The sequence below is a fragment of the Deinococcus detaillensis genome, from assembly GCF_007280555.1.
GTDB classification, from domain to species: domain Bacteria; phylum Deinococcota; class Deinococci; order Deinococcales; family Deinococcaceae; genus Deinococcus; species Deinococcus detaillensis.
The window spans coordinates 129,367-152,955 of the sequence record NZ_VKDB01000005.1; the positions used below are offsets into that span (position 1 = coordinate 129,367).

The window sequence follows — 23,589 nt, forward strand, 5'->3', positions numbered from 1 at the left end:
AAGGGCGGGGGTTGAATGCAGCTTCTGGGTAAACCGCTGGCGGCGGGCGTGACGGCGGAGGTGCGGGCGCGGCTCCTGACACTGGGAGCGCTGCATCTGGTCAGCGTGGTGGCGTCGGGCGATCCGGCCACGCTGGTGTATGTGGAGAGCAAGCGCCGTCAAGCTGAAAAACTCGGCGTGCGTCTGAGTGTGCGCGACCTCGGTGCGGGGGTCAGTCAGGCCGAACTGCACCGCGTTCTGCGCGAACTCTCGGACGATGAGACGGTTCACGGCGTCGTCTTGGAGTTGCCGCTGGCCCCGGCACTCGACCCCGACGCGGCGCTGCGCCAGATCGTTCATCCCAAAGATATAGAGGGCCTGACGCCCGCCAATTTGGCGTTGGTCTCGGCGGGCCGCGAGTCCGAAGCCCTGCTGCCCCCCACCCCGCGCAGCGTGCGCTTTTTGCTCCGCGAAGCGCTGGAACTCTCGGGTGCGAGGGTGGCCATCATCGGGCCGGGCCGCACGGTGGGCCGCCCCCTGGCTTGGATGCTCAACAACCGGGGCGCGACGGTGACGCTGTGCAACGAATTCACCCGCGATCTGGGGGGCGTGCTTGAGAGGCAAGACGCGGTGGTGGTGGCAGTGGGCCGCGCCGGACTGCTCAGACCCGAACACGTTTTGCCGCACCACGTCGTGATTGACGCGGGCATCAACGTCACCGAAAGTGGCGTCGTCGGTGACGTGGCTCCCGAAGTCGGCGAGATCGTGCGAGCCTACACGCCTGTGCCCGGCGGCGTTGGCCCACTGACCAGCGCGTTGATGTTTCAAAACCTGGTGCGGGCGGTGAGATTGCAGCGGGGAGAGAAAGTGGAGTGAGCAATACCAAAAGGGCGCACCTGCAGGCACGCCCCTTTTTTTATCGCTCACTGCTTCTTAAATGCTTTCCACTTCAAACTTCAGGTGCTGCTCTGCCGTCTCCGCGTTGGGGTCGCGGCCTGAGAAGGTGGCGTATCCGGCGCGTTCGGGCAACAGGTAGCTTTGCTGCACGCGGCGCAGGTCTTCAAGCGTCACCTTCATCATGCGGGCTTTGTAGTCTTCTTGCCGGTCGGCACTGAATCCGGCGAGGTCGGAGAAAATCCGGCTGCGGGCCACACTGTCGGCGCTCAGGAGGGGGTCAAGCTGGCGGCTGGCACTCAGGATCGCCTCGGTGAGTTGGCGCTCGCCCAGATCGTCACTGCTCAGAAACTCATCCAGCTTGCCGAACACTTCGAAGGTGCGGCCAATGTGAGGGTCGCGGAAACTGGTCAGATCAAACGCGCCGGTGCGCGGATCGAAGCTGGCTCCGCCGCCGTATGCGCCGCCCTTCTCGCGCAGTTCCTTGAGCAGGTATTCGGTTCGCAGGAGTTTGCTGAGCACCAGCAAGGCCGGGCTGTCGGCATGGACATAAGGCACGGTGGCAAACGAAACGGCGTTGTAGGCCACCGGCGTGTCCATGGTGCGGGCCTGCGGAACATGAGGGGCCAGCGCGGGGGTCAGGGTCTGCCGCACCGCGCCGCCGAACAGCTCGGCCAGCGGCGACAGATCGAGGGCCAGATCGTTTTCAGAGGCGCTCAGCACCAAGCGGGCGCTGGCGGTGGTGACGACCTTGCTCAGTTCTTCCAAACGGCTTTGCAGTTCGCTCCAGTCGCCTGCCGCCTGCCACGCCTGATAGCGCTTGAAGGCGGTGACGCCTCCCTGAAGCTCGCCCAGCGCTTCCAGCGGGCTGACCTGCGCTCCGGCGAGGGTGGAGGCATACGCCGAACCGTTGCCGATGATGCTGGAACGCATTCCCGAGACCCGCTGATTGACCAGCTGGGCCAGACGCTCAGCGCTGAATTTGGGCGCGGCGATCACGTCCCGCAGAAGTTCCACCAGCGCGTCCTTGTTACGCGACAACGCCTTGCCGCTGAAGGTCAAGCTGGTGCGAATCTCGCTGATCTGATCGGGGCCGTTGCCCTTGCCCGCCGCCGCGCCGATGCCGCCGGTCACGGCTTCGATCCGGCGGGTCAATTCCACTTCGCTGAGGTTCGCCGCACCATTGCGGGTCACGGCGAAGGCGTAGAACGGCAACAGTTCAAGCTGATCCTGACTCAGTTCCGGCAGCGGCACCTGCACGTCCAGGTAAATCAAACCGCCTGTCGGCTGGGCCGAGCGGTAAACCTCGGCGTGGCCCTGCTGCTCCATCTGGTAATCGGGGCGCGGCACGCTCAGCGTCACGTCCGGCAAGCCCAGTGTGGGCAGCAGCGAGTGATCGTCGGCGGGGGCGTTTTGCAGCATCAGCGCGTCTTTGACGATGGCGGCGCGGTCTTCGTCGGTCAGATCGGCACTGAGGCGGGCCACCATCGCTTTCTCGGCCTCGGCCTGCTGGTCTTGCATGGCCGGGTCGGGCGTCAGGGTCAGGGTGACGCGGTGAGAATTTTCCAGCAGCCACTGGCGAATCATCGGCTCAAAGACTCGGCCCGCTTTGCGCTCGGCGCTGAGTTTCTCCAGTTCGGCGGCCAAGTTGAGGCTGGCCACCGGATCACCGCCGTACAGCCAGGGATTGACCACCGCGAACAGCATCTTGAGGGCGTAGGGCGTGCCCGCGTTGCTGACCTCGCGCTGGGCGATTTCAAATTGGTGCAGGGCGCTGTCGATAAGCTCATCGTCCAAACCCTCGCGCTCGATCTGGGCCAGCGTGTCGAGCACCAGCGCTTCCACCTTGCCCGCGTTCTCGGCGCTCAGCCCCTTGAGGCCCGCCCCGAACGCCGCCTCGCGGAAGTTGTCGCTGTAACCGCTGCCGTCGGCCAGAGCGCTTCCCAGTCCCGAATCGATCAGCGGTTTGTAGAGCGGAGCCGCCGGATTGCCCAGCAGCACCTCGCTCAGCACGCTCCATTTGAGGTTGTCGTAGGCCTGATAGGTCGGCGTGACTTTCCAGGCCACCACCACCTGCGCCCCGCGCTCGGTGTCGCTGGAGGGATAATGCACTTCACTGCGGCGCGGCACGTCAAAATTGGCCTGATCGGGAATGCGGACGTCCAGCACATTCGGCTCAAACTGGCTCATCACGTCGCGCTCGATGGTCGTCAGCAGCTCAGCGAGCGGCATCTGGCCGTAGCTGTAAAAAAAGGCGTTGGACGGGTGGTAGTGGGCCGCGTGGAAGGCTTTGAGGTCTTCGTACGTCAGATCGGGAATATTGGCCGGTTCGCCGCCGGAGTTGTTGGCGTAGGTCAGATCGGGATACAGAGCCTTGCCCAGCGCCTTATAAAGGACTGCGCCCGCGCTGGCCATCGCGCCTTTCATCTCGTTGTAGACCACGCCCTGCATTTTGAGTTCGGACTTCGGGTCGGCAGGATCGGCATTCTCGAAACGGTGGCCGTCGCGCAAAAAGCTGAAGCGGGTCATGCGCGGGAAAAAAGCGGCGTCGAGGTAGATGCCCAGCAAATTGCTGAAGTCGCTGGGGTTGCGCGTCGAGAACAGGTAGGTCGTCCAGTCGGCTGCCGTCATGGCGTTCATGAAGGTATTGAGCGAGCGCGGAATCATGGCAAAAAACGGATCGGACACCGGGTATTTTTTGGACCCCATTAGGGCGATGTGCTCCAGGATGTGCGGCACGCCGGTGCTGTCTTTGGGCACGGTGGGAAAGGTCACGGCGAATCCGGCGTTCTCGTCGGCGCGGGCAATGTGAATGTGGCGGCTGCCGAGTTCGTGGCGCAGTTGGATGTAAGTGGAGGCCGTGTCGGGCAGGCTTTCCACGCGCTCGACGGTGTAGCGGCCCAGTTGGTCGCCGACTTTGGGAAGGGTTTCTAAGCGGCCCTGTTCTGAGATGGTCATGGCCCAAAGTTTAGCGCTGCGCCGCAGCCGGGAAGGTGGGTTCGGCTGCTGGACCGCCTTCAGCCGACCAGGTGAATTGCACCTCCCCAAATTGGTTCACATACACCCGTCCTGGCTCCCTCTTCCGCTCTACACTAATTTCCATGATTGCTTTTCTCTCCGGCGTGGTGCGCGAAGTGCGCGAACACAGTGCCATTGTCCTGACCGGCGGCGTCGGCTACGAAGTGCTCTGCCCCGCTTCCACCCTCGCCAAACTCAAACCGGGCGACGTGGCCGAACTCCACACCCGCCTGGTGGTGCGCGAGGACGCCTGGACACTGTTCGGCTTTTCCGAAACCGACAGCCTCAAGCTGTTCGAGCTGCTGACCAGCGTGACCGGCGTGGGGCCAAAGCTGGGGCTGGCGCTGCTGTCGGCCATGCCGGTGTCGGCGCTGGCTCAGGGGCTGCTCAGCGGCGACAGCAAGCTCCTCAGCAGCGTCTCCGGCGTGGGCAAAAAGACCGCCGAGCGCTTGGTGCTGGAACTTCAAAATAAGGTGCCGGAACATCTGGCCGCGCCAACGGTGGGCGGCAAGCGGCAGCGGGTCATCAGCACGGCGGGGCAGGACGCGGTGGAAGCACTGCTGGCGCTGGGCTTCCGCGACGCGCAGGTGCGCTCGGTGGTCTCGGAATTGCTGGCCAGCGACCCCGAGCAGAGCGCCGACCAGCTCATTCGCAAAAGTCTGGGCCGCTTGAGGTGAGTCCGGCTGCTGCCGACCCGCCCGACGCCGACCCCTCACCCAACCCTTCATCCAATACCGCCGACGTGGCCGCCGAGAACAAACTGCCCAACCAGGAGCAGCGGGCCACCTGGCTGGAACTGTTTTTCGATTTGATCTTCGTGACCGCCTTCGACCAGCTCGCCAAGCGCTTCAGCGACGACGACACCCTGCGCGGCTTCAGCACCTTCGCGCTGATGTTCGTGGCGGTGTGGTGGGCCTGGGTGGGCAACACCCTCTTCGCGGGCCGCTACGGCAATCAGGAGCGTCCCTACCGCTGGGGCACGGCGCTACAACTGCTCAGCATGGGCGGCCTCGCTTTGGGCGTGCTGGGCGACTTGCAAGACGTGGGGGCTTTTTTCAGCGTGGTGTTTGCGGTCAACCGGTTCATTCTGGTGGGCATGTACGCTTTTCAGGCCAGGTCGTCTGACAGCCCTGAACTGGCCTACACCCAGATGCGCACCTTCGGGCTGAGCGCCGCCGTGTGGCTGGCCTCGGCGTGGTTGCCGCCCGGCTGGCAGCAGGTCGCCTGGGGCAGCGCCGTGGGCATAGACGCGCTGGCCCCGCTGGTTTCGCGGCGGGTGCAGGGTCAGAACCTGCCGCACCCCGAGCACCTGCCCGAGCGTGTCGGACTGCTGACCATCATCTCGCTCGGGGCAGTCATTACCGAAATTGTGGCGGGCGCGGGCAATAAGCCGCTCAGTTTCGTGGATCAGCTTCCGGCGGCCCTCTCGCTGCTGCTGAGTCTGGCCCTCTTCAAGCTCTACTTTGACGAAGCCCGCGACTTGCCGGTGCTGCTGGCCCACCGCGACGGGCGGGTGGGTACGCTGCTGGTGTGGCTCTACAGCCACTTACCGCTGACTTTGGCGCTGACCGCGTTGGGCGTCGGCATCGGTCACGGCATCGCGCACGGGGGCAAGGAGGCCAACCAAGTTGAGCGAATCACCGTAGGCCTGTCGCTGACGGCCATTTTTGTCAACTTGGCGACGCTGCGTTTCGTGACCCAGCACGCGCTGGGCAAACTGCGAATGGATTTGAGCGTTTGGGCGCTTATTTTTGGCAGCGCGGCCATGCTGGGCTTGATGTTCGCGCCGCTGAGAACTCTGCCTTATCAGGCCGCGACCCTCGCGGTGTGCGGCGCGGCCCTGATCGCCGTTTGGCGCGACCCTGCCCGGCGCTTTCTCAGCCGAACCGAGGAAGCGGTGGCCGAGGAGATTCACCAAGCCGGTGACGGTGACGGCTCCGACGACGAACAACCGCCCACACCGCAAACCTGAAGGTGCAACTCTAAAGTAAGGCTAAACATCACCTTCACGCCGCGCTGGAACGGCTTTTTTTGCTTTGAGCCTAGAATGTTGCCCACGCTTCACAGACGCCGCCCCCCGTTTTGCCGCTAGCGTGCGGGCATGACCCAAAACTCAAATACCCTGCCCGCCACCTTCCGCGCCCTGCTGCTCACCAAAGACGGCGACGCGGTGAGCGCCAATGTCACCGACGTGTCCAGCCAAGATTTACCTGCCGGCGAGGTAACGGTGAAAGTGGACGCGTCCGACCTGAACTACAAAGACGGGCTGGCGATTTTGGGCAAGCTGGGCATCCGCACCTATCCGATGGTGCCGGGCATCGACCTTGCCGGAACGGTGCTCGATAGCTCGGATTCACGCTATCAGGCCGGCGACGCCGTGACCCTGACCGGCTGGGGCGTGGGCGAGCGGCACTGGGGCGGCTACGCCGAGTTGGCCCGCGTCAAAGCCGACTGGCTGGTCAAAACGCCCAAGCGCTTCAGCGCCGCCGAGGCGATGGCGGTGGGCACGGCGGGACTGACCGCCATGCTGTGCGTGATAGCGCTGGAAGACGCTGGAGTGACACCAGAAGACGGCGAGGTGCTGGTCACGGGCGCGGCGGGCGGAGTGGGCAGCGTGGCCGTCAGCTTGCTGGCCGCACGCGGCTACCGCGTCACCGCCGCCACGGGCCGGGCTGAGACTGAGGGCGAATACCTGCGCGGGCTGGGCGCGGCGGAACTGCTCGACCGGGCCGAGTTGAGCGCTCTCAAAAAGCCGCTGGAAAAAGAGCGCTGGGCGGCGGCCGTGGACGTGGCGGGCGGCGCGACCCTGGCGGGCGTGCTGGCCAGCACCAAGTACGGCGGCCACGTGGCGGCCTGTGGACTGGCCGACAGCGCCAGCCTGACAACCTCGGTGCTGCCCTTTATTTTAAGAAACGTCACCCTGCACGGCGTGGACAGCGTGCAGTGCCCCGCGCCTCAGCGTCAGCGGGCCTGGAACCGGCTGGCCGCCGAGCTGCCTGAAAAGCTGCTTAAGGACGGCGTGCAGATGGCCAAGCTCGAAGACCTGACCCGCCTCGCGGCTGAGATTCTGGCGGGCCGAGTGCGGGGACGTACAGTGATCGAGCTGGGTTAATGGAGTCTAGAAGGAAGGCTGAGAGCAGGTTGAGGCCTTCAATCTTCAGATCGGCATCCAGAAACGCGGGGCCATAAGCGCGAAACCCTACGGTCACGCAGGGCTTTGTTGTGTTGAATTGAGGGCATGACCACGCTTATTCTCGGCGCAACTGGCGGCATCGGCTCGGCTCTCGTTCAAAGTTGGCCTGACAAGGAGCTTTATCTCAGCGGGCGCGATGAAGGCAAACTCCAAGCGCTGGCCCAACCGCTCAACGCCAAGGCCCTCAAGGTCGATGTCGGCTTTGAAAGTCAGGTCAGCAAGCTTTTCGAGGGGCTTCCAGACACTCTGGACACCATCGTCTACGCGGCGGGGTCAGCTTATCCGGAAGCGCTGGCCAGTGCCAAAGCTGAAAGTGTGCGCCATGTCTGGAACGCCAATTATTTTGGGCTGCTGTGGACACTCAAGTACGGGCTGCCCAAATTGGCCTCGGGCGGGCGGCTGTACGTCATCGGCGCACGCGAAGAGCTGACTACTGCGAGGGGATTTTCGCAGTACGCGGCCAGCAAGGCGGCGGTGGCGCGGCTGCTGACTATTGCCCGCCTAGAAGCACGCGGCAAAACGCTGACGCTGGTGCTGCCGCCCGCCGTGGACACTGGGCTGTGGGCGCAGGTCGGCAAGGTGCCCAAAGGCGCAGTGACGCCGCAGGTGGTGGCCGAAGCGATAGTGGCCGACCGCAGTGGAGCGGGACAGGAGGAGCTGCGCGTCTGAATCGATTTCAGGCCTGAGCGTCTTTGCTGCCGCTCGACAACTTCAGGCCAATCAGCGCCGCGACGAGTACGCCCAGCAGGGCCAGCCGCAGCAGGCTGAGACTCTCGCCGAACATCAAGCTGCCCACTGCGACTGCGCCCACTGAGCCGATGCCCGTCCAGATGGCGTAGGCCGTGCCCAGCGGAATGGTTTTGAGGGCGCGGGCGAGAAAGTCGAAGCTGAAGTAGGCGCAGATCAAAAAGAGGTACAGGAACTGCGGGCGGGTCTGCTCCAGCTTCAGGGCGGTGGCAAAACCGATTTCGAGGAGGCCCGCCAGCACCAACCAGTGCCAGCCAGTCCAGCACGGGCCGCTCATATGGACTCCGCTAAATTCCGACACAAGCGGAGTCCATATGTCTTTCCTACTCCTGTTGGTCGGATTTCAAGCCCTACTGTGGGGCTTTCAATCGGAACCTGCATCACGGCACCACTCGCAGTCCGATAATGGCCAGCACCACCGTGCCGAGCAGTCCGAGACGTAGCGGCGTGGCTTCTTCCTTAAAAAACATGAAGCCGATGATCGCCGTGCCCACCGCACCGATCCCCGTCCAGACCGCATAGACCGTGCCGAGCGGCAGCGTCTTGAGCGCCTGACTCATCAGGCTGAAGCTGGCGATGGTAAACACCAGAAACAGCGCACTCGGCCAAATTTTCTTGAAGCCCTCGCTCAGCTTGAGGCAAGTCGTGAAACCGATCTCGCACAGCCCAGCCAACACCAGTACCGTCCATCCCATTCTTGAACTCCCTTTTTAGCACGAGCTTGCTAAATCTTGTTTTTAATAGCACGTTTGTGCTAAAAAGACAAGATGCCCCGCATTGTCGATCACGATCAGCGTCGCCGCGAACTGGCCGAAACCGTCTGGGCACTGGTGCGCGAGCACGGCGTAGCGGGCGTCAGCCTGAGACAGATCAGCGAGCGCTCCGGCTGGTCGAGCGGCGCGATCCGGCATTATCTGCCGCACCGAGAAGCGATCCTGATGTTTGCCGCGCAGCACATCGCCCAGCGGATCGAAGGGCGGATGCTGGGACTTAAACAGACCGGAGACGTGCTGGGCGACTTCCTGAATCTGCTGCGTGAGGTGCTGCCCCTCGACAGCGAGCGCCGCGCCGAATCGCAAGTCTGGCTGGCCTTTGTCGGCCTGAGCATCAGCGATCCAGGTCTGGCCGATACTCAGGGGGTGGCCTACCGCGCCCTGAGCGAGGTCTTCCAGGGAATTTTTGAGGAGTTTACTAAGTTAGGCCTCCTGAATCACCCGGCCCCTGAGAACGCCGCCCGCGAAATTCAGGCGCTGATCGACGGCCTGAATGTTCACTTGCTGCTGAATCAGATCACGCCCGACGCCGCTTGGGCCACCGTAGAGACGCGCGTTCGGCAATTGATCCGGCCACTGACAGACCAAGAGATGACATAGAGCATTTGTCCGTTCCATTGTTGTGGAAAAGCACCCCACCAATTCCACTGTCTTGGGCAGAACGGCACCCATATGGGGCCTGCCCGCTCCCATCCGCTCTAGCACGTATTTCGCTCGCTCCACTCGGTCATAAAAGTCTTGCAACTTTTACGACAAATGCTCTAGAGAACCGCTTTCTTCTGACTCAGCCCGCGTCATTCAGCACGGGCTGACCCGCCCGCTGCGGCCAGTTGGCCACCAGCACACCCACCAACGTCAGCGCCCCCGCACTCAGTTCGCCGGGTGTGAAGCGCTCGCCCAGCAACCACACGGCCAGCCCAAAGGCCACCAGCGGTGAGAGGTTTTGCCAAATGCTGGTTCGGGCCGCGCCCAGCACCTGAATGCCGTTGCCCCAAGCCAAGTAAGCGAACACGTTGGAGAGCAGGCCCGACAGGGCAGCCAGCCCCCAGATCAGCGGCGGCGCGGAGAGCTGGCCCAGCGTGGGCAACACCGGAATAAGCAGCGGCAATGTGCCGATCAGCGTGGCGAAGGTGACGAACGGCAGCAGTCCCAGCCGCGCCACCAAGGGCCGGTTGGCGAGCGTATAACCAGCCCAGGTCAGCGACGACAAGCCCAAAAAGCCTAGACCCAGCAGATTGAGCGTGCTGCCGGGCTCCAGCGTCTGACCCAGCAGCCACAGCATGCCGCTGAGCGAAACCAGCACCCCCAGCACCTGAAGGCGGTTGGGCCGCTGACCCACCAAGCTGCCCAGCAGCACCACCAGAATCGGCACCACCGCATTAGACAGCCCCGAAATCCCGGCAGGCGAGCGGTCGACGCCGATGACCGAGAAGTTCTGGAACAGCGTGGTGCCGAGCAGCCCCGCCCCCACGACCCACAGCCAGTCCCTGAAACTCCATTTCGGCCAGCCACTCCGCAGCAGCGTCAGCCCCAGCAGCACCAGAGACGCCGCTCCCAGCCGCAGCCCGATGGTCTGACTGCGGGTAAAAAAGTCCAGCAGCACTTTGAGGGCCACCACGTTGCCGCCCCAGATCAGCACCGTCAGGATGACCCCGATGTAAGCGCGGGCGATCATGGGGCCTCCAGAGCGCGTTCCCAGCTGGCTCGGTTGCTCACTGGCCGCGTCCTAGAACACCACCGTTTTGTTGCCCGACACCAGCACCCTATCTTCCACATGCGCCTTGACGGCGCGGGCCAAGACCTGGCGCTCCACATCGCGGCCTAGCCGCATCAAAGTCTCGGGCGTTTCGCGGTGGTTCACGCGGGCCACGTCCTGCTCGATGATCGGCCCGGCGTCAAGTTCCTCGGTGACGTAGTGGGCGGTGGCTCCCACCAACTTGACGCCGCGCTGGAAGGCCGCCCGGTAAGGGTTCGCGCCGATGAAGGCAGGCAAAAACGAGTGGTGGATATTGATGACCGGCACCCCCAGGCCGTGCAGCATCTCCCCCGACAAAATCTGCATGTAACGGGCCAGCACCACGAAGTCCACACCCGCTTCACGGAAAAGCCGCGCCTGTTCCTGCTCGGCTTCGGCTTTGTTGTCTTTGGTCACGCTGACCTGGGCGAACGGCACGCCGAACATCTCCGCGTCGCCGCGCAGGGTGTCGTGGTTGCTGACGACCAGCGGAATCTCCACGTCGAGTTCGCCCCGGCGCTTGCGGACCAACAGATCCAGAAAACAGTGGTCGTACTTGCTGACCATGATGCCCATCCGCTTGGGCTGAGCGGTGTACCAGACACGCCAGTTCATTTCAAACGGCTCGGCCACTTGCTGAGCAAAGGCCCGCTCGAACTGCTCTTTGGCAAGGTCTAGGCCGTCTAAATGAAACTCCATCCGCATAAAAAACTGCCCGCCCTGCGGATCGGTGGAATGCTGATCGGAGTGGATGATATTCGCGCCGTGATGGTGCAGAAACTGCGACACCGCCGCCACGATGCCTTTGCGGTCGGCGCAGGCGATGGTCAGGCGGGCGGTGTGGCGGGGATCGGTGCGGTCAAGACCTTGGGCCAGCGTCATATCGGCTGAGTTTAGCTCACGGGGGTATCTTTGAGGCATGGCCTCCGAACTCAGCACATCCGGTTTCGTCAAGACCGACCTCAGCGAGAGTGACCTTATTAAACCCGACCTCGTCAAGTACGATCCCGCCGCCCACGCCGAACTGATGGCCGGCTACTGCATCGGCGCTCAGGCCGGCGAGCGCATTCTGCTGAGCGGCGGCGTACAGACCTTGCCGCTTTTTGAGGAAGCCGCCCGCGCCCTGCTGCGGCGGGGAGCTTTGCCGGTTTTGCGGCTGGAGTATCCGGGGCAAGCCGAAGATTTCGCGCAGCTGGCCTCCGACCTCATCTTGGAGAGCCTTCACCCCGCTGAGCTGGCTGACGTTCAGGCCATCGACGGCAGTATCCGGCTGCTGACCCAGAGTTTGCCCAGATTGGGCGCTCCCGCCGATCCCACGCGCCAGGCCCGACGCGTCAAGGCCACGCAGCCGCTGAACGCCGCCAGAAGCAGCAAAAAGTGGACGCTGACCCAGTACCCCACTCCTCAGGGCGCGGCGGCGGCGGGCATGAGCCTGCCCGAATACGAAGATTTCGTGTCGCGGGCGATGTTTCTGAACACCCCCGATCCGGTGGCCGAGTGGGGCAAGGTGCGCGTCCGGCAGGTCCAATTGATCGAGCGCCTCAGCCGCGCCGATGTGATCCGGATTGTGGCTCCTCAAACCGACTTGACCCTCAGCGTCAGGGGCCGGACTTGGGCCAACTCGGACGGCAAGCGCAACATGCCCTCGGGCGAGGTGTTCGTGTCGCCGATTGAAGACAGCGCCGAGGGCCAGATTTATTTCGGCTTGCCCAGCGAGTACGCCGGACAGCCGGTAGAAGGCATTACGCTGCGCTTAAAGGCCGGCCAGATCGTGGAGGCCCACGCCGAAATCGGCGACGACGTGCTGCAAGCCGCGCTGTCTACCGATCCCGGCGCACGTTTTCTCGGCGAGATCGGTATCGGCAGCAACGGCGGTATCCAGACGCCCAGCCGCAACATCTTGTACGACGAAAAAATCGGCGGCACGGTGCATCTGGCGGCTGGGCGCAGCTATCCCGAAACCGGCGGCCTCAACCAAAGCGCCATCCACTGGGACATGATCTGCGATCTTCGTGGCAACAGAGGCCAAATTCTGCTGGACGGCGAAGTGTTTCAGGAAAACGGCCTGTTTGTTTGAGTTCTAGGCGAGTGCAGAGCGTTGACAAAGGTAAACAGGATTGAGGTCCAGCGTCTTACCGACTGAGCTGACCTCAAAGCGCACTTTTGCAGCTGGGCAGGCCGTCCAAGCTCTGGCCCCCAACCCGGCAATCTGAGGCATGCGATCCGAGAAAGGCCCCGCCGAGGGAGTTAGTTCGTCCAGTTGACAAACAAAACCGGAAGGCGTACCTTCATGAAAGTTAAACAACCCCCATTTTCCTCATCTCTCCTGATTATTCGGGAGCTGTTCTCAGGAGTGTCGCCGACCATGCCGCAGCCCACCGACCACGTCGCCTTTGATCAGGCGGCCATCCGCAGCCGTCATCTGCTGCAACTGCTTTCGCGGTTGTGGGCGGGCGATCTGGCGCGGGTCGATCTGGCGCGTGAACTGCACCTGTCACGCAGCGCGGTGTCGTCGCTGGTCAACGAGTTGCTGGCGGCCCAGCTGGTGCTGGAAGGTGGTGTGCGGGCAGATCAGGCCGCTTCGCAGACGGGGCGGCGGGCTACGCTGCTCTCGCTGAATGCTCAGGCGGCTTATCTGTTGGCCGTCGATCTGGGGGCCAGCCACCTGCGGGTGGACCTGCTCGACCTGCGCTGTCAGCCCCAAGCCAGCCGCCAGATTCCGCATGACGTGAGCGCCGGGCCGCAGAACACCTATGCCCACATCACTGAGCTGAGCAGGGCCGTGCTCAGAGAAGCGGGTATCAGCAAAGCGCAGGTGGCGCTGGTGGGGGTCAGCGTACCGGGGCCGGTCGATTTCGGTACGGGGAAGGTCATGGCCCAGCACATTCCCGGCTGGCACAAAGTCGCCGTGGCCAGTGAACTCAGTGCGCTGCTGGGGCTGCCCACGCTGGTCGAGAATGACGCCAACCTGGGGGTGCTGGCCGAGCACCGCTTCGGTGCCCACCAGGGCCAGCCGGACCTGATATACGTGAAACTCGCCACCGGCATCGGCGCGGGCATCATCTGCGGCGGGCAGCTCTACCGGGGATCACGCGGCGGTGCGGGTGAGATCGGGCATATCGCCATCAACGAGCAGGGGCCGGTGGGACGCAGCGGCGGCCCCGGTTCGCTGGAAAGCTACGTGGCGGCCCAGGTTCTGCTGCCGCTGGCCGCCGAGCGCCGCGCCGCTGGAGAAGCCACCCGGCTCCCCGAGCGCTTTACCCTGAGCGATCTGTTCGCCTCCCCGGACGACGTTCTGGTCAGGGGCCTGTGGCGCGAGGTCGGCCATCACCTGGGGGTGGCCATCTCGACGGCCCTCAACCTGTTCAATCCCGGCGCGGTGGTGCTGGGCGGGCGGCTGACCCAAGCGGGCGACGGCCTCCTGAGCGCCGTGCGTGAAAGCGCCGCGCCGCGCACCATGCAAATCAACCATACCGGTGTCTGTATCGATTACTCGGAGCTGGGGGCCGATGTGAGCGTGCTGGGTGTGGGGGCCATGCTGCTGGGTGAGTTGCTGACCCCGCGCGGCCTGCGGCATCTGACTCAGGTTTCACGGCAAGACGCTGTTCATTCGGGTCAGGCCAGCCGGGCACCACCTGAGATGACACAACTGGCTCGTCTGACCCCGCATTTTTCTGAAGCGCTCAGCGCTTCTCCCAAAGGAGTGTTATGAAAAAAAGCATCAAGAACGCCCTCGTGATCACCGCCGCTCTCGGCCTGACCGCCCAGGCCCTCGCCGCTGGCAAAATCGAGATCTTCTCGTGGTGGGCCGGTGACGAAGGCCCAGCGCTCGCCGCCCTGATCAAGCTCTACGAAGCCAAATACCCCAGTGTCAAAGTGGACAATGCGGCAGTGACGGGCGGCGCGGGCACCAACGCCAAAGCAGTTCTCAAAACCCGGATGCTCGGCGGCGATCCACCCGACAGCTTCCAGGCCCACGCCGGCCAAGAGCTCACCGGCACCTGGGTCGTCGCCAACCGGATGGAAGACCTCTCCAGCTTGTACAAGTCCGAAGGCTGGAGCAGCAAATTCCCCAAAGCCGTGATTGACCTGATTTCGTACAAAGGCGGCATTTACAGCGTGCCGGTGGACGTTCACCGCTCCAACGTGATGTGGTATGTCCCCGCCAACCTCAAAAAGTGGGGCGTGAGTGCGCCCAAAACCTGGCCGGAAGTGCTGAGCGCTTGCACCACCCTCAAAGCCAAAGGCGTAGCCGCGCCGATGGTGATGGGCGAAAACTGGACCGAGCAGATGATCTGGGAATCCGTTGCCACTGCCATGCTGGGGCCCAAAGGCTGGAACGATTTGTGGAGCGGCAAGCTCAAGTTCACCGACCCCAAAGTGGTCGACACCTTCACCATGTACGGCAAAGTCCTCGACTGCGCCAACAAAGACGCCAGCGGCCTGAGCTGGCAGCAGGCCACCGACAGGCTGCTGTCGGGCCAGTCGGCTTTCAACATCATGGGCGACTGGGCAGCGGGCTACATGACCACCACCAAGAAGCTCAAGCCCGGCAGCGACTTTGCGTGGTCGCCCAGCCCCGGCACCAGCGGCACCTTTATCATGCTGGCCGATTCGTTCGGCCTCCCCAAGGGCGTCAAAAACCGCGCCGAAGTCCTCAACTGGCTCAAGGTGCTGGGCAGCAAGCAGGGCCAAGACGCCTTCAACCCGCTTAAGGGCAGTATCGCCGCCCGCACCGACTCGGATTTGAGCAAGTACGGCGCGTACTCGCAATCGGCCGCCAAAGACTGGAAGAACAACACCATCGTGGGCAGCATGGTTCACGGAGCCGCCGCGCCCGAGAGCTTTACCAGCGGCTTTGGCAGCGTCAACGACGCTTTCTTGAGCAACCACGACGCCAAGGCTGCCGCCCAAGCTTCACAGGATTTGGCCGACAAGTCGCGCATCGGCATGTAATACGGCTTCTGATTCAGTCGGTTGACAAAACCGGCTGAATTGGGCCGCATATCTTGAATACAACTTCGCACCCCTCCCAGAGACGGCAAGCCCTTGCGCCGTCTTTTGGTTTTTAAAAGGAGACCAATTTGAAACGCCTTTCCACTGACCGACTGTGGGCTATCGCGGTGCTGACACCGTCGGTGATTTTGCTGGCGGTCTTCGTCTACGGCTTTATCTTCCGCACCGCCTACACCAGCTTGACCGATTGGGGCAACGATCCGGCACAGGCATTTAGCTTGACGCCAATCATCCGCTTTATCGGGCTGCAAAATTACCATGATTTGTTTACCAGTAACCTCAACGCCCGCTTCCGGCAGGATCTGGTCAGCACCCTGTTTTTCACGGTGTTTTTTATCGCGGGCTGTTTGGGGCTGGGCCTCAGCATGGCGCTCCTTCTTGACCGCAATCCCAAAGCCGAGGGCATCTGGCGCACCATTTTTCTGTTTCCAATGAGCCTGTCGTTTATCGTCACCGGCACCATCTGGCGCTGGATGCTGCAACCCCAGGGCGGCCTCAACCAGCTCTTTCACCTGAATCCGGCCAGCAACGGTTGGCTGACCAGCCGCGATTCGGTGTGGAGCTTTGATTGGAACAAGCTTCCGCTGATCACCGCGACGATTGTGGGCCTGGTGCTGCTGTGGGTGGCTTGGCTGGCCTTCAGGGACGGGCAGCGCACACGGACGTGGGTGGCGCTGGGCTGCGCCGCGCTGCTGCTGCTGTGGGCGCTGGTCATCGGGCCAAACGTCAAGCTGCTGCCCGCGCCGGAGCTGCACGGTTTCAACATCGCCTTTATCGGCATCATCATCGCCGCCATCTGGCAAATGAGCGGTTACACCATGGCGCTGTATCTGGCGGGGCTGCGCGGCATTCCCGAGGAGCTGCGCGAAGCCTCCCGCGTGGACGGCGCGAACGAGTGGAACACCTACCGCCACGTGATCTTTCCGCTGCTGGCCCCGATTACCTTGTCGGCCATGATTATTCTGGGCCACATCAGCCTCAAGATTTTTGATCTGGTGTTTGCCATGACCGGCCCCGACAACGGCCCCACCGACGTTCCGGCGCTGCTGATGTACATCACCTCGTTCAGGCAAAACGCACTGGCCGTCGGCGCAGCCATCGGCACAGTGCTACTCCTACTGGTCGCCGTCATTATTATTCCGTACCTGTTCAGCCAATTCAAAACTCAGGAAGGCCACGCATGACCACCACCCCCCTGAGTCCGGTCAGCGCTCCCAGCACCCACAAGTCCCCACGTTTTTCAGTCGCACGCGGCCTGATGTATTTGGGTTTGACCATCGCCACGCTGTTCTTTTTGCTGCCGATTTATCTGCTGGTCGTCACCGCTTTCAAAACGCCCGACGCCATCAATCTGGCGACTACCTGGCAACTGCCGAAGTTCCTCAACTGGGCCAGCTTCTCGGACGCTTGGGCTAAAGTCGGCGGCAACATGGGCAACAGCCTCTTTCTGGCTATGACCGCCACCGCCATCAGCGCCATGCTGGGCAGCCTCAACGGCTACGCGCTGAGCAAGTGGCGCTTCCGGGGAGCCAATACCTTATTCGCTTTCATGCTGTTCGGGATGTTCATTCCCTATCAGTCGGTGCTGATTCCGCTGTTTCAGTTCATCAAGTCGCTGGGCCTGTACGGCAGCATCTGGGGCCTGATTCTGGCGCACGTCGTTTACGGCATCCCGATCACTACTTTGATTTTCCGCAACTTCTATGCCGACGTGCCAGACGCCTTGGTGGAAGCCGCCACCATCGACGGCGCGGGCTTCTGGAGCATTTACAGCAAAGTCATCTTCCCGATCAGCGTTCCCGGCTTCGTGGTGGTGATCATCTGGCAGTTCACGCAGGTCTGGAACGAGTTTCTGTTTGCCGCCACCCTGACTTCTTCTGGCAGCCAGCCGGTGACATACGCCCTCTCGCAGCTCGCGGGCGGGCAGGCCGTCTCGTGGAATTTGCCGATGGCGGGCGCGATTCTGGCGGCGATTCCCACTCTGCTCGTTTACATCGTGCTGGGTCGTTATTTCGTGCGTGGGCTGCTGGCGGGGAGCGTCAAGGGCTAAACACCCCCATCTCCCCCACCCTCAGCGCCCAAATTCCCGCAACTGCACCGTATAGATCCCGCCTACGTCCTCCCGCCACGCCAACGCCAGCTTGCCACCCGGCAGCACGGTCACGGCAGGCGAGCGGGCGTCTTTTTTAGGATCGAGATTCTGGATACCGTAGGCCTGCCAGCCCGCGCCCGTCCACCGCGCCAGCTTGATTTGACCGGTGCTGCCTTTTTCCTCCACCCAGGCCAACACGGGTTGACCTTCGGCTGTCACAGCGAGGCTCGGCACGGCCGCAAAGTGCTGATTGACCGGCCCGCCCAAGGCCTGCCAAGCCTGCCCGTTCCAGCGCGAGGCGTAGAGCGTGTCCTGACCGCCCAAGTCTTCGAGCCACGCCACGATGGGCTGCTCCTTGTCGTCTAACACCAAGCGGGTGGAGGCCAGATAACGCTGAGGGTGGCGGTTGAGGCTGCCGCCCAATTTTTCCCAAGTGCTGCCCGTTTGGCGCGAAACATAGACATTGCTGGTCAGCACTTCGCCCTGCAACCACGCCACCACCGCCCGACCCGCCGAGTCGGTCGCCAGCGCGGGCGTGCGCGAAAAGGCCTTGATGTCATTAAAGGCTTCGCTACGTACCCACGAGGTTTGGCCGTCCCACTTCCGCACCGTCAGGCGGCTGCCGTAGGGCTTGCGGAGATACTCGCCCCAGGCCAGCACCGGCTCACCCGCCCGCATGGCGACGGCCCGCGTCCGGGCGGCATACGGCAAATCGTCGCCCAGATAGCGCGAATGCCAGTTCGTCCACGCGCCGTTCTCGTAAGCCCGCATCACCACCACGTCGTTGTCGCCGTAATTTTCATTCCAGACCAACAGCGGCTGCCCGCGCTCGTCCAGCGCCATGTTGAGGGTTGAGGCCGGGCGCGGCACGTCGTAATTCAGCACGCCGCCGAGTTGCTGCCACGCGCCGCCGTAGCGCCAGGCTGTCAGCTCGCGCCCGGTAAACCAGCCCCGCCCGCTGAAAAATTCGCCGGAATCGCTGAGCAGACTCAAGATCAGTGAGCCGTCCGGCGCGGCGGCGAGTTGCAGTTCGCGCACCGGTTGGGTGAGGCTGGGCGGGGCGGCGATGCTGGAAGGTTGAGCAGAGTTAGGCGCACCCGCTCCCCCTGCTCCGGCCTGCGAGGTGAGCAGTAAGGCGCCCAGATTCAGGGTTTGCCAGCGAAAGAATGAGCGGGACATAGACATGTGGCCTTCCTTTGAACTGGGAAATTGGGGAGGAGTGACGGTGAACTCTACTCTGAGACTCAGCTCCCCAGAAAACAAAGCAGCGCTTTGATACAACGCGCCGAATCCATCGGCTCTGTCTATGGACGGCGCTAGACTGCCCAAGTGAATCTTCAGCTCAGTGAGCCACTGACCGGCGCGTCAGGCCAGCGTTTACCCGCGCTGAGCAGCCAGCACCTCTCGGCCCTGATCGCGGTGGCAAACAGCGGCAGTTTCAGCGAGGCGGCGCTGAGGCTGGGGGTGGCGCAGTCGAGCGTGAGCTACGCGGTGAAGGCAGTGGAAAAAGAATTGGGCATGCAACTTTTTGAGCGGGGCAGATACGGCGCACGCCTGACGCCCGCAGGCTCGGCGGTGCTGGAGCAGGCCCGCCTCGCCGCCGCTGCACTGAGGGCCATGCTGCCGAATCAACATCCTCAGCCTGAAACGCTGTCCGGACTGCTGCGTGTCGCGTCGTGCCGCAGCGTCATTCGCCAGCTTCTCACGCCTTCGCTGAGCGGCTTTCGGCGTCTTTATCCCCATATTCAAGTGGTCATTCAAGACACCAGCGGCGAGCATCATGAAATTGAACAGCTGGTTCTCGCGGGCCAAGCGGACTTGGGCTTGGGACGGCTGCCGATGCGCCCTGAGCTGCGCTGCCAACCGCTGTTCGCCGACGAATACCTGATCGTCGCCGCCGCTCACGCCCCGCGCCTGATGAGTTGGGAAGATTTTCACCGCGCACCGTACATCGTCTGCGAGGAAGACTGTGCGCCGCACATCGCTGATCACATCGCCCGCCATTCGCGCCCGCCCATGCCCGCCGTGCGCCTCAAAGACGCTCAAGTGGCGCTGGGCATGGTGGCCGAAGAACACGGCTTTACCGTACTGACCCGTTTGGTGGTCTCGCCGCTTGCGGCCAACTTGCAGGCGTACCCTCTGCCCACCCCGCTGTGGCGCAGCATTGGCCGCGTGACCAGCGCCCAAACAAGCCAGCATCCACTGATTCGGGCATTTGAACAAGTGGTGCTTTCACCAAAAGCGCTGAGGGCGGCAGCGGGGCCAGTAGCCGCAAAGCTGTGGTTTGCAGAGGATGACAGCGCCCCGCTCTCCGGCTGAGCCGAGCCGCCGAGTTAAAACCCTCGATCAAGCCGCCCGGCCTTTCTGCACGCCTGTGCCAAAATACGCCAATGTCTTTGCCCAATTTCGCTTCCGGCCCGGTCAGTCCTTGGCGGCTGATGTGGACCGCGCCCGCCGCAACCTTAAACAACATGCTTCAGCACGGTCAAGGCGACACTTGGGCGCTGCCGCTCCTCTTCGGCGCGGGGCTGCTCTCGTCGCTCGCGCCGCAGGTGCGCGAAATGCTGGTGCCGATGCTGCCTTCCGGCACCAATGTCTTTACGGTCGCGGTGGTCAGCGGAGTGCTGCTGGGCAGTTTGCAGGCGCTGGGCTGGCCCGCGATGCTGCGGGCGGCCAGCAAATGGCTGGGCGGCAGCGGCAACCTGCGGGCCTCGAGGCTGGCGGCGGGTTGGAGCTGCTTACCCGTGCTGCTCTCTTACATTCTGGCTCCGCTGGGCGGCAGCGCCGAGGCGGGAGCCGTGCCCACACTGGGGGGCGTGTTGTTTGGCTTTTTCAGCTTGCTGCTCAGCGTTTGGACGCTGCTGCTCTTGGTGCAGAGCCTCGCCGCCGCCCAGCGCCTGAGTGTGCCCAGAGCGGCGCTGAGCGTGCTGATTGGAGCGGTGATGCTGCTGGCTGCGTTGGTGGCCCTGGGCTTTTTGGCCGCGCTGATCTTGGTGGCGCTGGGCCTCAAGGTAAGCGCTTTGCCGGGGGGAATTTAGGCCGGGAGTTCTCCCACTTATTCCCGCATTTGCCGCAGCAGCCAAAAGCCCAGTATGTCCAGCCCCAGCACCGTCGCCAGCGTGCCCAAACCGCTGAGGTCGCCGCGTCCCAAGCTCAAAATCACTCCAATCGCGCCACCGATATTGAGCAGCACCAGCATGGCCACCATCAATCCGGCAACGCGGCTGTTCACGCCTCACCCGTCATCAGCCGCTGAGCGCCGCTAAGAGTTCGGGGTGGAGCAGCGCACTGGCCGCCACGATGCCATGTCCGTAAGGGGTCGGCTGGCCGCCGAGGTCGCTGATGACGCCGCCCGCTTCTTCCACGATGAGGCTGCCTGCCGCCGCGTCCCAGCGCTTGAGGCCCATTTCCCAGTAGCCGTCCATGCGGCCCGAAGCCACGTTGCATAAATCCAGCGCCGCCGCGCCGGGCCTGCGAACCGGCACGCCGAGCGCCAGCAACTTTTCAAGGTAGGTCAGGTTGCTGCGGTCGCTCGCCACGTTGTACGGAAAGCCGGTGGAAATCAGCGCCGGACTGAGCAGACTCGGCGTGCGCGAGGGCCGAATCCGTGCGCCGTTGAGAAACGCTCCGCCGCCCAAAGTGGCGGTGAACAGCTCACGCCGCGTCGGATCGTAGACTGCGCCCACCACCCGCACGCCGCGCACCTCAAGGGCCACCGAGGCGCAGTAGACCGGGTAGCCGCGTGCGTAGTTGACGGTGCCGTCCAAGGGATCGACCACCCACAAAAAGTCGCCCTCACCGGCCTGCCCTTCTTCCTCACCCAGCACAGCGTGGGCCGGGTAAGCCGCCGAGATCACGCGCCGAATCTCAGCTTCGCACAGGGCGTCCACTTCGGTCACGAGGTCACTGAAGGTCGTTTTGCTTTTCTCGTCGTGGGCGAGTTCGGCGCGGGCGAGTTGAATGGCTCCGGCAGCGCGGGCCGCTTCAGTGGCCACGTCGAGGTAGGCGGTGAATGCTGGATCAGGCAGAGCAGAATCAGGCAAAGCAAAGTCAAGCGGAGTCACGCCTCAGTCTAAAGGCTTGCCTCACACTAGACCCTGAAGGCTAAGGGATTTCATCACGTTTTCTGTGCTGCCCGGCCTCAGAATAAGCGCATGATCCGTGCCCGTTCTTTGCTGCTTTGGCCGCTGCTGAGCGTTGTGCTCTCCGGCTGCTTGGCTTTGCCCGCCATCGAGCCGCGCACCCTGAATTTTAAAGCTGGCCCCATTGGGAGCGAGATCAAACCGGCCACTCTTCTGGAGACTGGCTTGGTGCCCGCCGACAAACTGGTGAGCGTTGCTGAGGCGCTGGCCCGCGCTCCCGAAGGCAGTTTGCTGCTGCCCTGCTGGCGCACCACCGTTGCCACCAATTTCTGGGGGCCGTGTTCGCATCTGGCCCGCAAGCTGGGGCAAGGCCAGATGGCCGATCAACCGGGCCTGACCCAAACGGCGGGGATTCGGCCCACCGACACGCTGCTGCCCCGCTACGCCGTGATCGTGCTGGACGTGGGCGTCACGTCGGCGCAGTATTTCGCCTTGGAGCGGGCCGCTGAGCAGCTCAAGGGTCAGCCTTACAGCTTCAGCGGCGCACCCAACACCAGCTACTGCACGACCTACCAAAACGAATTGCAGCAAGCCCTGAACCAGCCCGACGTGATTCCTTTCAATCCAGCTTGGAACGGCTACCTCCCTGCCGACGCGCTGGACGTGCCGGGCGTCAAGGTGCTGTGGGTGGGCGTGAATGAGGCGAGCACCTGAGCGTGTAGGCTAAGGCGACATGATTGACCGTTACCTGACGCCCGAAATGAAAGTCCTGTGGAGTGAAGCCAACCGCTACCGTGCTTGGCTCAAAGTCGAACTCAGCGCCCTAGAGGCCCAGGCCCAGCTCGGTGAAGTGCCTGCCGACGCTTACCGCGCCCTCGCTCCGCTGACCGGGGCCGACCCCCTCGACGAAGCTTTCGCGGTGCGGGTGGCCGAGATCGAAAGCGTGACGCGGCACGACATCGTGGCTTTTACCACCGCTCTGACCGAGCGCTATGGCGATCCGGCCCGCTTCGTGCATCACGGGCTGACCAGCACCGACGTGGTCGACACCGCCCAGAACCTGCTGCTCGACGAAGCGCTGGACATCATTTTGGCCGACGTTGCCGCTCTTCGGGAAGTCTGCCGCGCCCAGGCCGTGACGTACAAGCACACGCCCACGATTGGCCGCACCCACGGCATTCACGCCGAGCCGATGACGTTTGGCCTCAAGTTCCTCAACTGGATGACGGCGCTCGACCGCGACCGCGAGCGCCTCACGGCGGCCCAGCAGCGCGTCCGGGTGGTGATGCTTTCCGGCTCGGTGGGCACCTACGCTCACGTCAGCCCCAAAATCGAAGAAGCGGTGGCCGCCGCCTGGCAGTGGCAACCCGCGCCCGTCACCAACCAAACGCTGGCACGTGACCGCCACGCCGAAGTGCTGTCGGCCATCGCCATTTTGGGCACCACCTTGGAAAAGATTTCGGTGGAAATCCGCCACCTTCAGCGCAGCGAAGTGCGCGAGGCGATGGAGCCGTTCGGCAAAGGGCAAAAAGGCAGTTCCTCGATGCCACACAAGAAAAACCCGATTTTGACCGAGAATGTCACCGGCATGGCGAGGCTCCTGCGCGGCTATCTGGTGACGGCCCTAGAGAATGTGGCGCTGTGGCACGAGCGCGACATCAGCCATTCCAGCGCCGAGCGGGTCATTTTGCCGGACGCCACCGGCCTGGCGAGCTACGCCACCCGCCGCCTGACCGGGGTGCTGCGCGACCTCGCGGTCTTTCCGGAGCGGATGCTGAAAAACCTCAACGATTTGGGCGGTCTGGTGTTCAGCCAGCGGGTGCTGCATCTGCTGATTGACGAAAAGGGGCTGGGCCGTGAAGCCGCCTATTCAATCGTCCAGCGTAACGCCCTGCAAAGCTGGGAAAGCGGCGAGGGCCTGCGCGATCTGCTCAAAGCCGATCCCGAAAACCCGCTGAACGACGCCGATTTGGATGAAGCCTTCAAATTGGAGTGGTATTTGCGCGAGGTGGACGCGATTTACGGGCGCTTCGGGCTGTAAGACAGAGGGCAACAAGACT

At 63.3% G+C, this 23,589-nt stretch carries 23 protein-coding genes; 15 read left to right on the top strand and 8 right to left on the bottom strand.

Annotation, left to right across the window (positions count from 1 at the left end; translation table 11 throughout):
- Positions 1-15 precede the first annotated feature (15 nt).
- Entirely contained in the window at positions 16-855 is an 840-nt protein-coding gene (locus FNU79_RS07285) for a bifunctional 5,10-methylenetetrahydrofolate dehydrogenase/5,10-methenyltetrahydrofolate cyclohydrolase (protein WP_143720211.1), read from the top strand.
- 57 nt (positions 856-912) lie between these two features.
- On the opposite strand, the gene FNU79_RS07290 is transcribed toward FNU79_RS07285, so the two are convergent.
- Positions 913-3,831, bottom strand: a complete 2,919-nt coding sequence (locus FNU79_RS07290) for an insulinase family protein (protein ID WP_143720212.1) — start codon at positions 3,829-3,831, stop codon at positions 913-915.
- 143 nt (positions 3,832-3,974) lie between these two features.
- On the opposite strand from FNU79_RS07290, the gene ruvA reads away from it, so the two are divergent.
- The 4 genes from ruvA to FNU79_RS07310 all read left to right on the top strand — a co-directional run bounded on the left by ruvA (position 3,975) and on the right by FNU79_RS07310 (position 7,753).
- Entirely contained in the window at positions 3,975-4,568 is a 594-nt protein-coding gene (ruvA, locus tag FNU79_RS07295; RefSeq protein WP_143720213.1) for a Holliday junction branch migration protein RuvA, read from the top strand.
- Positions 4,565-5,863, top strand: a complete 1,299-nt coding sequence (locus FNU79_RS07300) for a low temperature requirement protein A (protein ID WP_185974638.1) — start codon at positions 4,565-4,567, stop codon at positions 5,861-5,863. Before ruvA ends, FNU79_RS07300 begins: the two co-directional genes overlap by 4 nt.
- A 129-nt stretch (positions 5,864-5,992) precedes the next feature.
- A complete protein-coding gene (locus tag FNU79_RS07305) occupies positions 5,993-7,003 on the top strand; it encodes an MDR family oxidoreductase (protein ID WP_143720215.1) in 1,011 nt (336 codons plus the stop codon).
- 126 nt (positions 7,004-7,129) lie between these two features.
- On the top strand, positions 7,130-7,753 hold the full coding sequence (locus tag FNU79_RS07310; protein WP_143720216.1) for an SDR family NAD(P)-dependent oxidoreductase: 624 nt from the start codon (positions 7,130-7,132) through the stop codon (positions 7,751-7,753).
- Positions 7,754-7,760: 7 nt separating this feature from the next.
- Here the strand turns inward: FNU79_RS07310 and FNU79_RS07315 are convergent, their stop codons facing one another.
- Complete coding sequence (locus FNU79_RS07315) at positions 7,761-8,108, bottom strand: DMT family transporter (RefSeq protein WP_143720217.1); 348 nt, start codon at positions 8,106-8,108, stop codon at positions 7,761-7,763.
- Between the two features lie 103 nt (positions 8,109-8,211).
- Positions 8,212-8,526: a DMT family transporter gene (locus FNU79_RS07320; protein WP_143720218.1), complete on the bottom strand. Its 315-nt coding sequence runs from the start codon at positions 8,524-8,526 to the stop codon at positions 8,212-8,214.
- A gap of 72 nt (positions 8,527-8,598) precedes the next feature.
- On the opposite strand from FNU79_RS07320, the gene FNU79_RS07325 reads away from it, so the two are divergent.
- Positions 8,599-9,204: a TetR/AcrR family transcriptional regulator gene (locus tag FNU79_RS07325; RefSeq protein WP_143720219.1), complete on the top strand. Its 606-nt coding sequence runs from the start codon at positions 8,599-8,601 to the stop codon at positions 9,202-9,204.
- A gap of 184 nt (positions 9,205-9,388) precedes the next feature.
- On the opposite strand, the gene FNU79_RS07330 is transcribed toward FNU79_RS07325, so the two are convergent.
- Together FNU79_RS07330 and purU are read right to left on the bottom strand one after the other, a co-directional pair.
- Positions 9,389-10,279, bottom strand: a complete 891-nt coding sequence (locus tag FNU79_RS07330) for a DMT family transporter (protein WP_143720220.1) — start codon at positions 10,277-10,279, stop codon at positions 9,389-9,391.
- Between the two features lie 51 nt (positions 10,280-10,330).
- Positions 10,331-11,221 (bottom strand): formyltetrahydrofolate deformylase, encoded by an 891-nt coding sequence (gene purU, locus FNU79_RS07335; protein ID WP_143720221.1) that lies wholly within the window; start codon positions 11,219-11,221, stop codon positions 10,331-10,333.
- Between the two features lie 145 nt (positions 11,222-11,366).
- On the opposite strand from purU, the gene FNU79_RS07340 reads away from it, so the two are divergent.
- From FNU79_RS07340 to FNU79_RS07360, 5 genes are all read left to right on the top strand, one after another.
- Positions 11,367-12,416: an aminopeptidase gene (locus tag FNU79_RS07340; protein ID WP_185974644.1), complete on the top strand. Its 1,050-nt coding sequence runs from the start codon at positions 11,367-11,369 to the stop codon at positions 12,414-12,416.
- A 213-nt stretch (positions 12,417-12,629) separates the two neighbouring features.
- Positions 12,630-14,051 (top strand): ROK family protein, encoded by a 1,422-nt coding sequence (locus tag FNU79_RS07345; RefSeq protein WP_225429936.1) that lies wholly within the window; start codon positions 12,630-12,632, stop codon positions 14,049-14,051.
- The gene (locus FNU79_RS07350) at positions 14,048-15,295 is read left to right on the top strand and encodes an ABC transporter substrate-binding protein (RefSeq protein ID WP_143720223.1); all 1,248 of its coding nucleotides are present in this window, start codon (positions 14,048-14,050) and stop codon (positions 15,293-15,295) included. Before FNU79_RS07345 ends, FNU79_RS07350 begins: the two co-directional genes overlap by 4 nt.
- Positions 15,296-15,423: 128 nt before the next feature.
- Positions 15,424-16,539 (top strand): carbohydrate ABC transporter permease, encoded by a 1,116-nt coding sequence (locus tag FNU79_RS07355; RefSeq protein WP_143720224.1) that lies wholly within the window; start codon positions 15,424-15,426, stop codon positions 16,537-16,539.
- A complete protein-coding gene (locus tag FNU79_RS07360; RefSeq protein ID WP_143720225.1) occupies positions 16,536-17,405 on the top strand; it encodes a carbohydrate ABC transporter permease in 870 nt (289 codons plus the stop codon). Before FNU79_RS07355 ends, FNU79_RS07360 begins: the two co-directional genes overlap by 4 nt.
- 21 nt (positions 17,406-17,426) lie before the next feature.
- Here FNU79_RS07360 and FNU79_RS07365 read toward each other — a convergent pair whose 3' ends face one another.
- Positions 17,427-18,632: a hypothetical protein gene (locus FNU79_RS07365; protein WP_143720226.1), complete on the bottom strand. Its 1,206-nt coding sequence runs from the start codon at positions 18,630-18,632 to the stop codon at positions 17,427-17,429.
- Positions 18,633-18,776: 144 nt separating this feature from the next.
- On the opposite strand from FNU79_RS07365, the gene FNU79_RS07370 reads away from it, so the two are divergent.
- Together FNU79_RS07370 and FNU79_RS07375 are read left to right on the top strand one after the other, a co-directional pair.
- Positions 18,777-19,766 (top strand): LysR family transcriptional regulator, encoded by a 990-nt coding sequence (locus FNU79_RS07370; RefSeq protein WP_143720227.1) that lies wholly within the window; start codon positions 18,777-18,779, stop codon positions 19,764-19,766.
- A 71-nt stretch (positions 19,767-19,837) separates the two neighbouring features.
- The gene (locus FNU79_RS07375; protein WP_143720228.1) at positions 19,838-20,485 is read left to right on the top strand and encodes a YIP1 family protein; all 648 of its coding nucleotides are present in this window, start codon (positions 19,838-19,840) and stop codon (positions 20,483-20,485) included.
- Between the two features lie 17 nt (positions 20,486-20,502).
- Here FNU79_RS07375 and FNU79_RS19070 read toward each other — a convergent pair whose 3' ends face one another.
- Both FNU79_RS19070 and FNU79_RS07380 read right to left on the bottom strand, forming a co-directional pair.
- Positions 20,503-20,679, bottom strand: a complete 177-nt coding sequence (locus tag FNU79_RS19070; RefSeq protein ID WP_185974645.1) for a hypothetical protein — start codon at positions 20,677-20,679, stop codon at positions 20,503-20,505.
- Between the two features lie 13 nt (positions 20,680-20,692).
- Positions 20,693-21,511, bottom strand: coding sequence for an inositol monophosphatase family protein (locus FNU79_RS07380; protein WP_225429937.1), 819 nt, complete (start codon positions 21,509-21,511; stop codon positions 20,693-20,695).
- Between the two features lie 90 nt (positions 21,512-21,601).
- Here FNU79_RS07380 and FNU79_RS07385 point away from each other — a divergent pair, with 90 nt between their 5' ends.
- Together FNU79_RS07385 and purB are read left to right on the top strand one after the other, a co-directional pair.
- Positions 21,602-22,243 carry a hypothetical protein gene (locus FNU79_RS07385; RefSeq protein ID WP_124869186.1) on the top strand — a complete coding sequence of 214 codons (642 nt, stop codon included), beginning with the start codon at positions 21,602-21,604 and terminating at the stop codon, positions 22,241-22,243.
- Between the two features lie 19 nt (positions 22,244-22,262).
- A complete protein-coding gene (purB, locus tag FNU79_RS07390; protein ID WP_143720229.1) occupies positions 22,263-23,570 on the top strand; it encodes an adenylosuccinate lyase in 1,308 nt (435 codons plus the stop codon).
- The last annotated feature ends 19 nt before the right edge of the window (positions 23,571-23,589 follow it).

Bases quoted from the DNA above. Each gene is read 5' to 3' on its own strand.
- FNU79_RS07365 (WP_143720226.1), bottom strand. From the start codon at position 18,632: ATGTCTATGTCCCGCTCATTCTTTCGCTGGCAAACCCTGAATCTGGGC.
- FNU79_RS07305 (WP_143720215.1), top strand. From the start codon at position 5,993: ATGACCCAAAACTCAAATACCCTGCCCGCCACCTTCCGCGCCCTGCTG.
- ruvA (WP_143720213.1), top strand. From the start codon at position 3,975: ATGATTGCTTTTCTCTCCGGCGTGGTGCGCGAAGTGCGCGAACACAGT.
- FNU79_RS07325 (WP_143720219.1), top strand. From the start codon at position 8,599: ATGCCCCGCATTGTCGATCACGATCAGCGTCGCCGCGAACTGGCCGAA.
- FNU79_RS07385 (WP_124869186.1), top strand. From the start codon at position 21,602: ATGATCCGTGCCCGTTCTTTGCTGCTTTGGCCGCTGCTGAGCGTTGTG.
- FNU79_RS07290 (WP_143720212.1), bottom strand. From the start codon at position 3,831: ATGACCATCTCAGAACAGGGCCGCTTAGAAACCCTTCCCAAAGTCGGC.
- FNU79_RS07285 (WP_143720211.1), top strand. From the start codon at position 16: ATGCAGCTTCTGGGTAAACCGCTGGCGGCGGGCGTGACGGCGGAGGTG.
- FNU79_RS07350 (WP_143720223.1), top strand. From the start codon at position 14,048: ATGAAAAAAAGCATCAAGAACGCCCTCGTGATCACCGCCGCTCTCGGC.
- purB (WP_143720229.1), top strand. From the start codon at position 22,263: ATGATTGACCGTTACCTGACGCCCGAAATGAAAGTCCTGTGGAGTGAA.
- FNU79_RS07315 (WP_143720217.1), bottom strand. From the start codon at position 8,108: ATGAGCGGCCCGTGCTGGACTGGCTGGCACTGGTTGGTGCTGGCGGGC.
- FNU79_RS07340 (WP_185974644.1), top strand. From the start codon at position 11,367: ATGGCCGGCTACTGCATCGGCGCTCAGGCCGGCGAGCGCATTCTGCTG.
- FNU79_RS07330 (WP_143720220.1), bottom strand. From the start codon at position 10,279: ATGATCGCCCGCGCTTACATCGGGGTCATCCTGACGGTGCTGATCTGG.
- FNU79_RS07345 (WP_225429936.1), top strand. From the start codon at position 12,630: ATGAAAGTTAAACAACCCCCATTTTCCTCATCTCTCCTGATTATTCGG.
- FNU79_RS07375 (WP_143720228.1), top strand. From the start codon at position 19,838: ATGTCTTTGCCCAATTTCGCTTCCGGCCCGGTCAGTCCTTGGCGGCTG.
- FNU79_RS07320 (WP_143720218.1), bottom strand. From the start codon at position 8,526: ATGGGATGGACGGTACTGGTGTTGGCTGGGCTGTGCGAGATCGGTTTC.
- FNU79_RS07310 (WP_143720216.1), top strand. From the start codon at position 7,130: ATGACCACGCTTATTCTCGGCGCAACTGGCGGCATCGGCTCGGCTCTC.
- FNU79_RS07360 (WP_143720225.1), top strand. From the start codon at position 16,536: ATGACCACCACCCCCCTGAGTCCGGTCAGCGCTCCCAGCACCCACAAG.
- purU (WP_143720221.1), bottom strand. From the start codon at position 11,221: ATGACGCTGGCCCAAGGTCTTGACCGCACCGATCCCCGCCACACCGCC.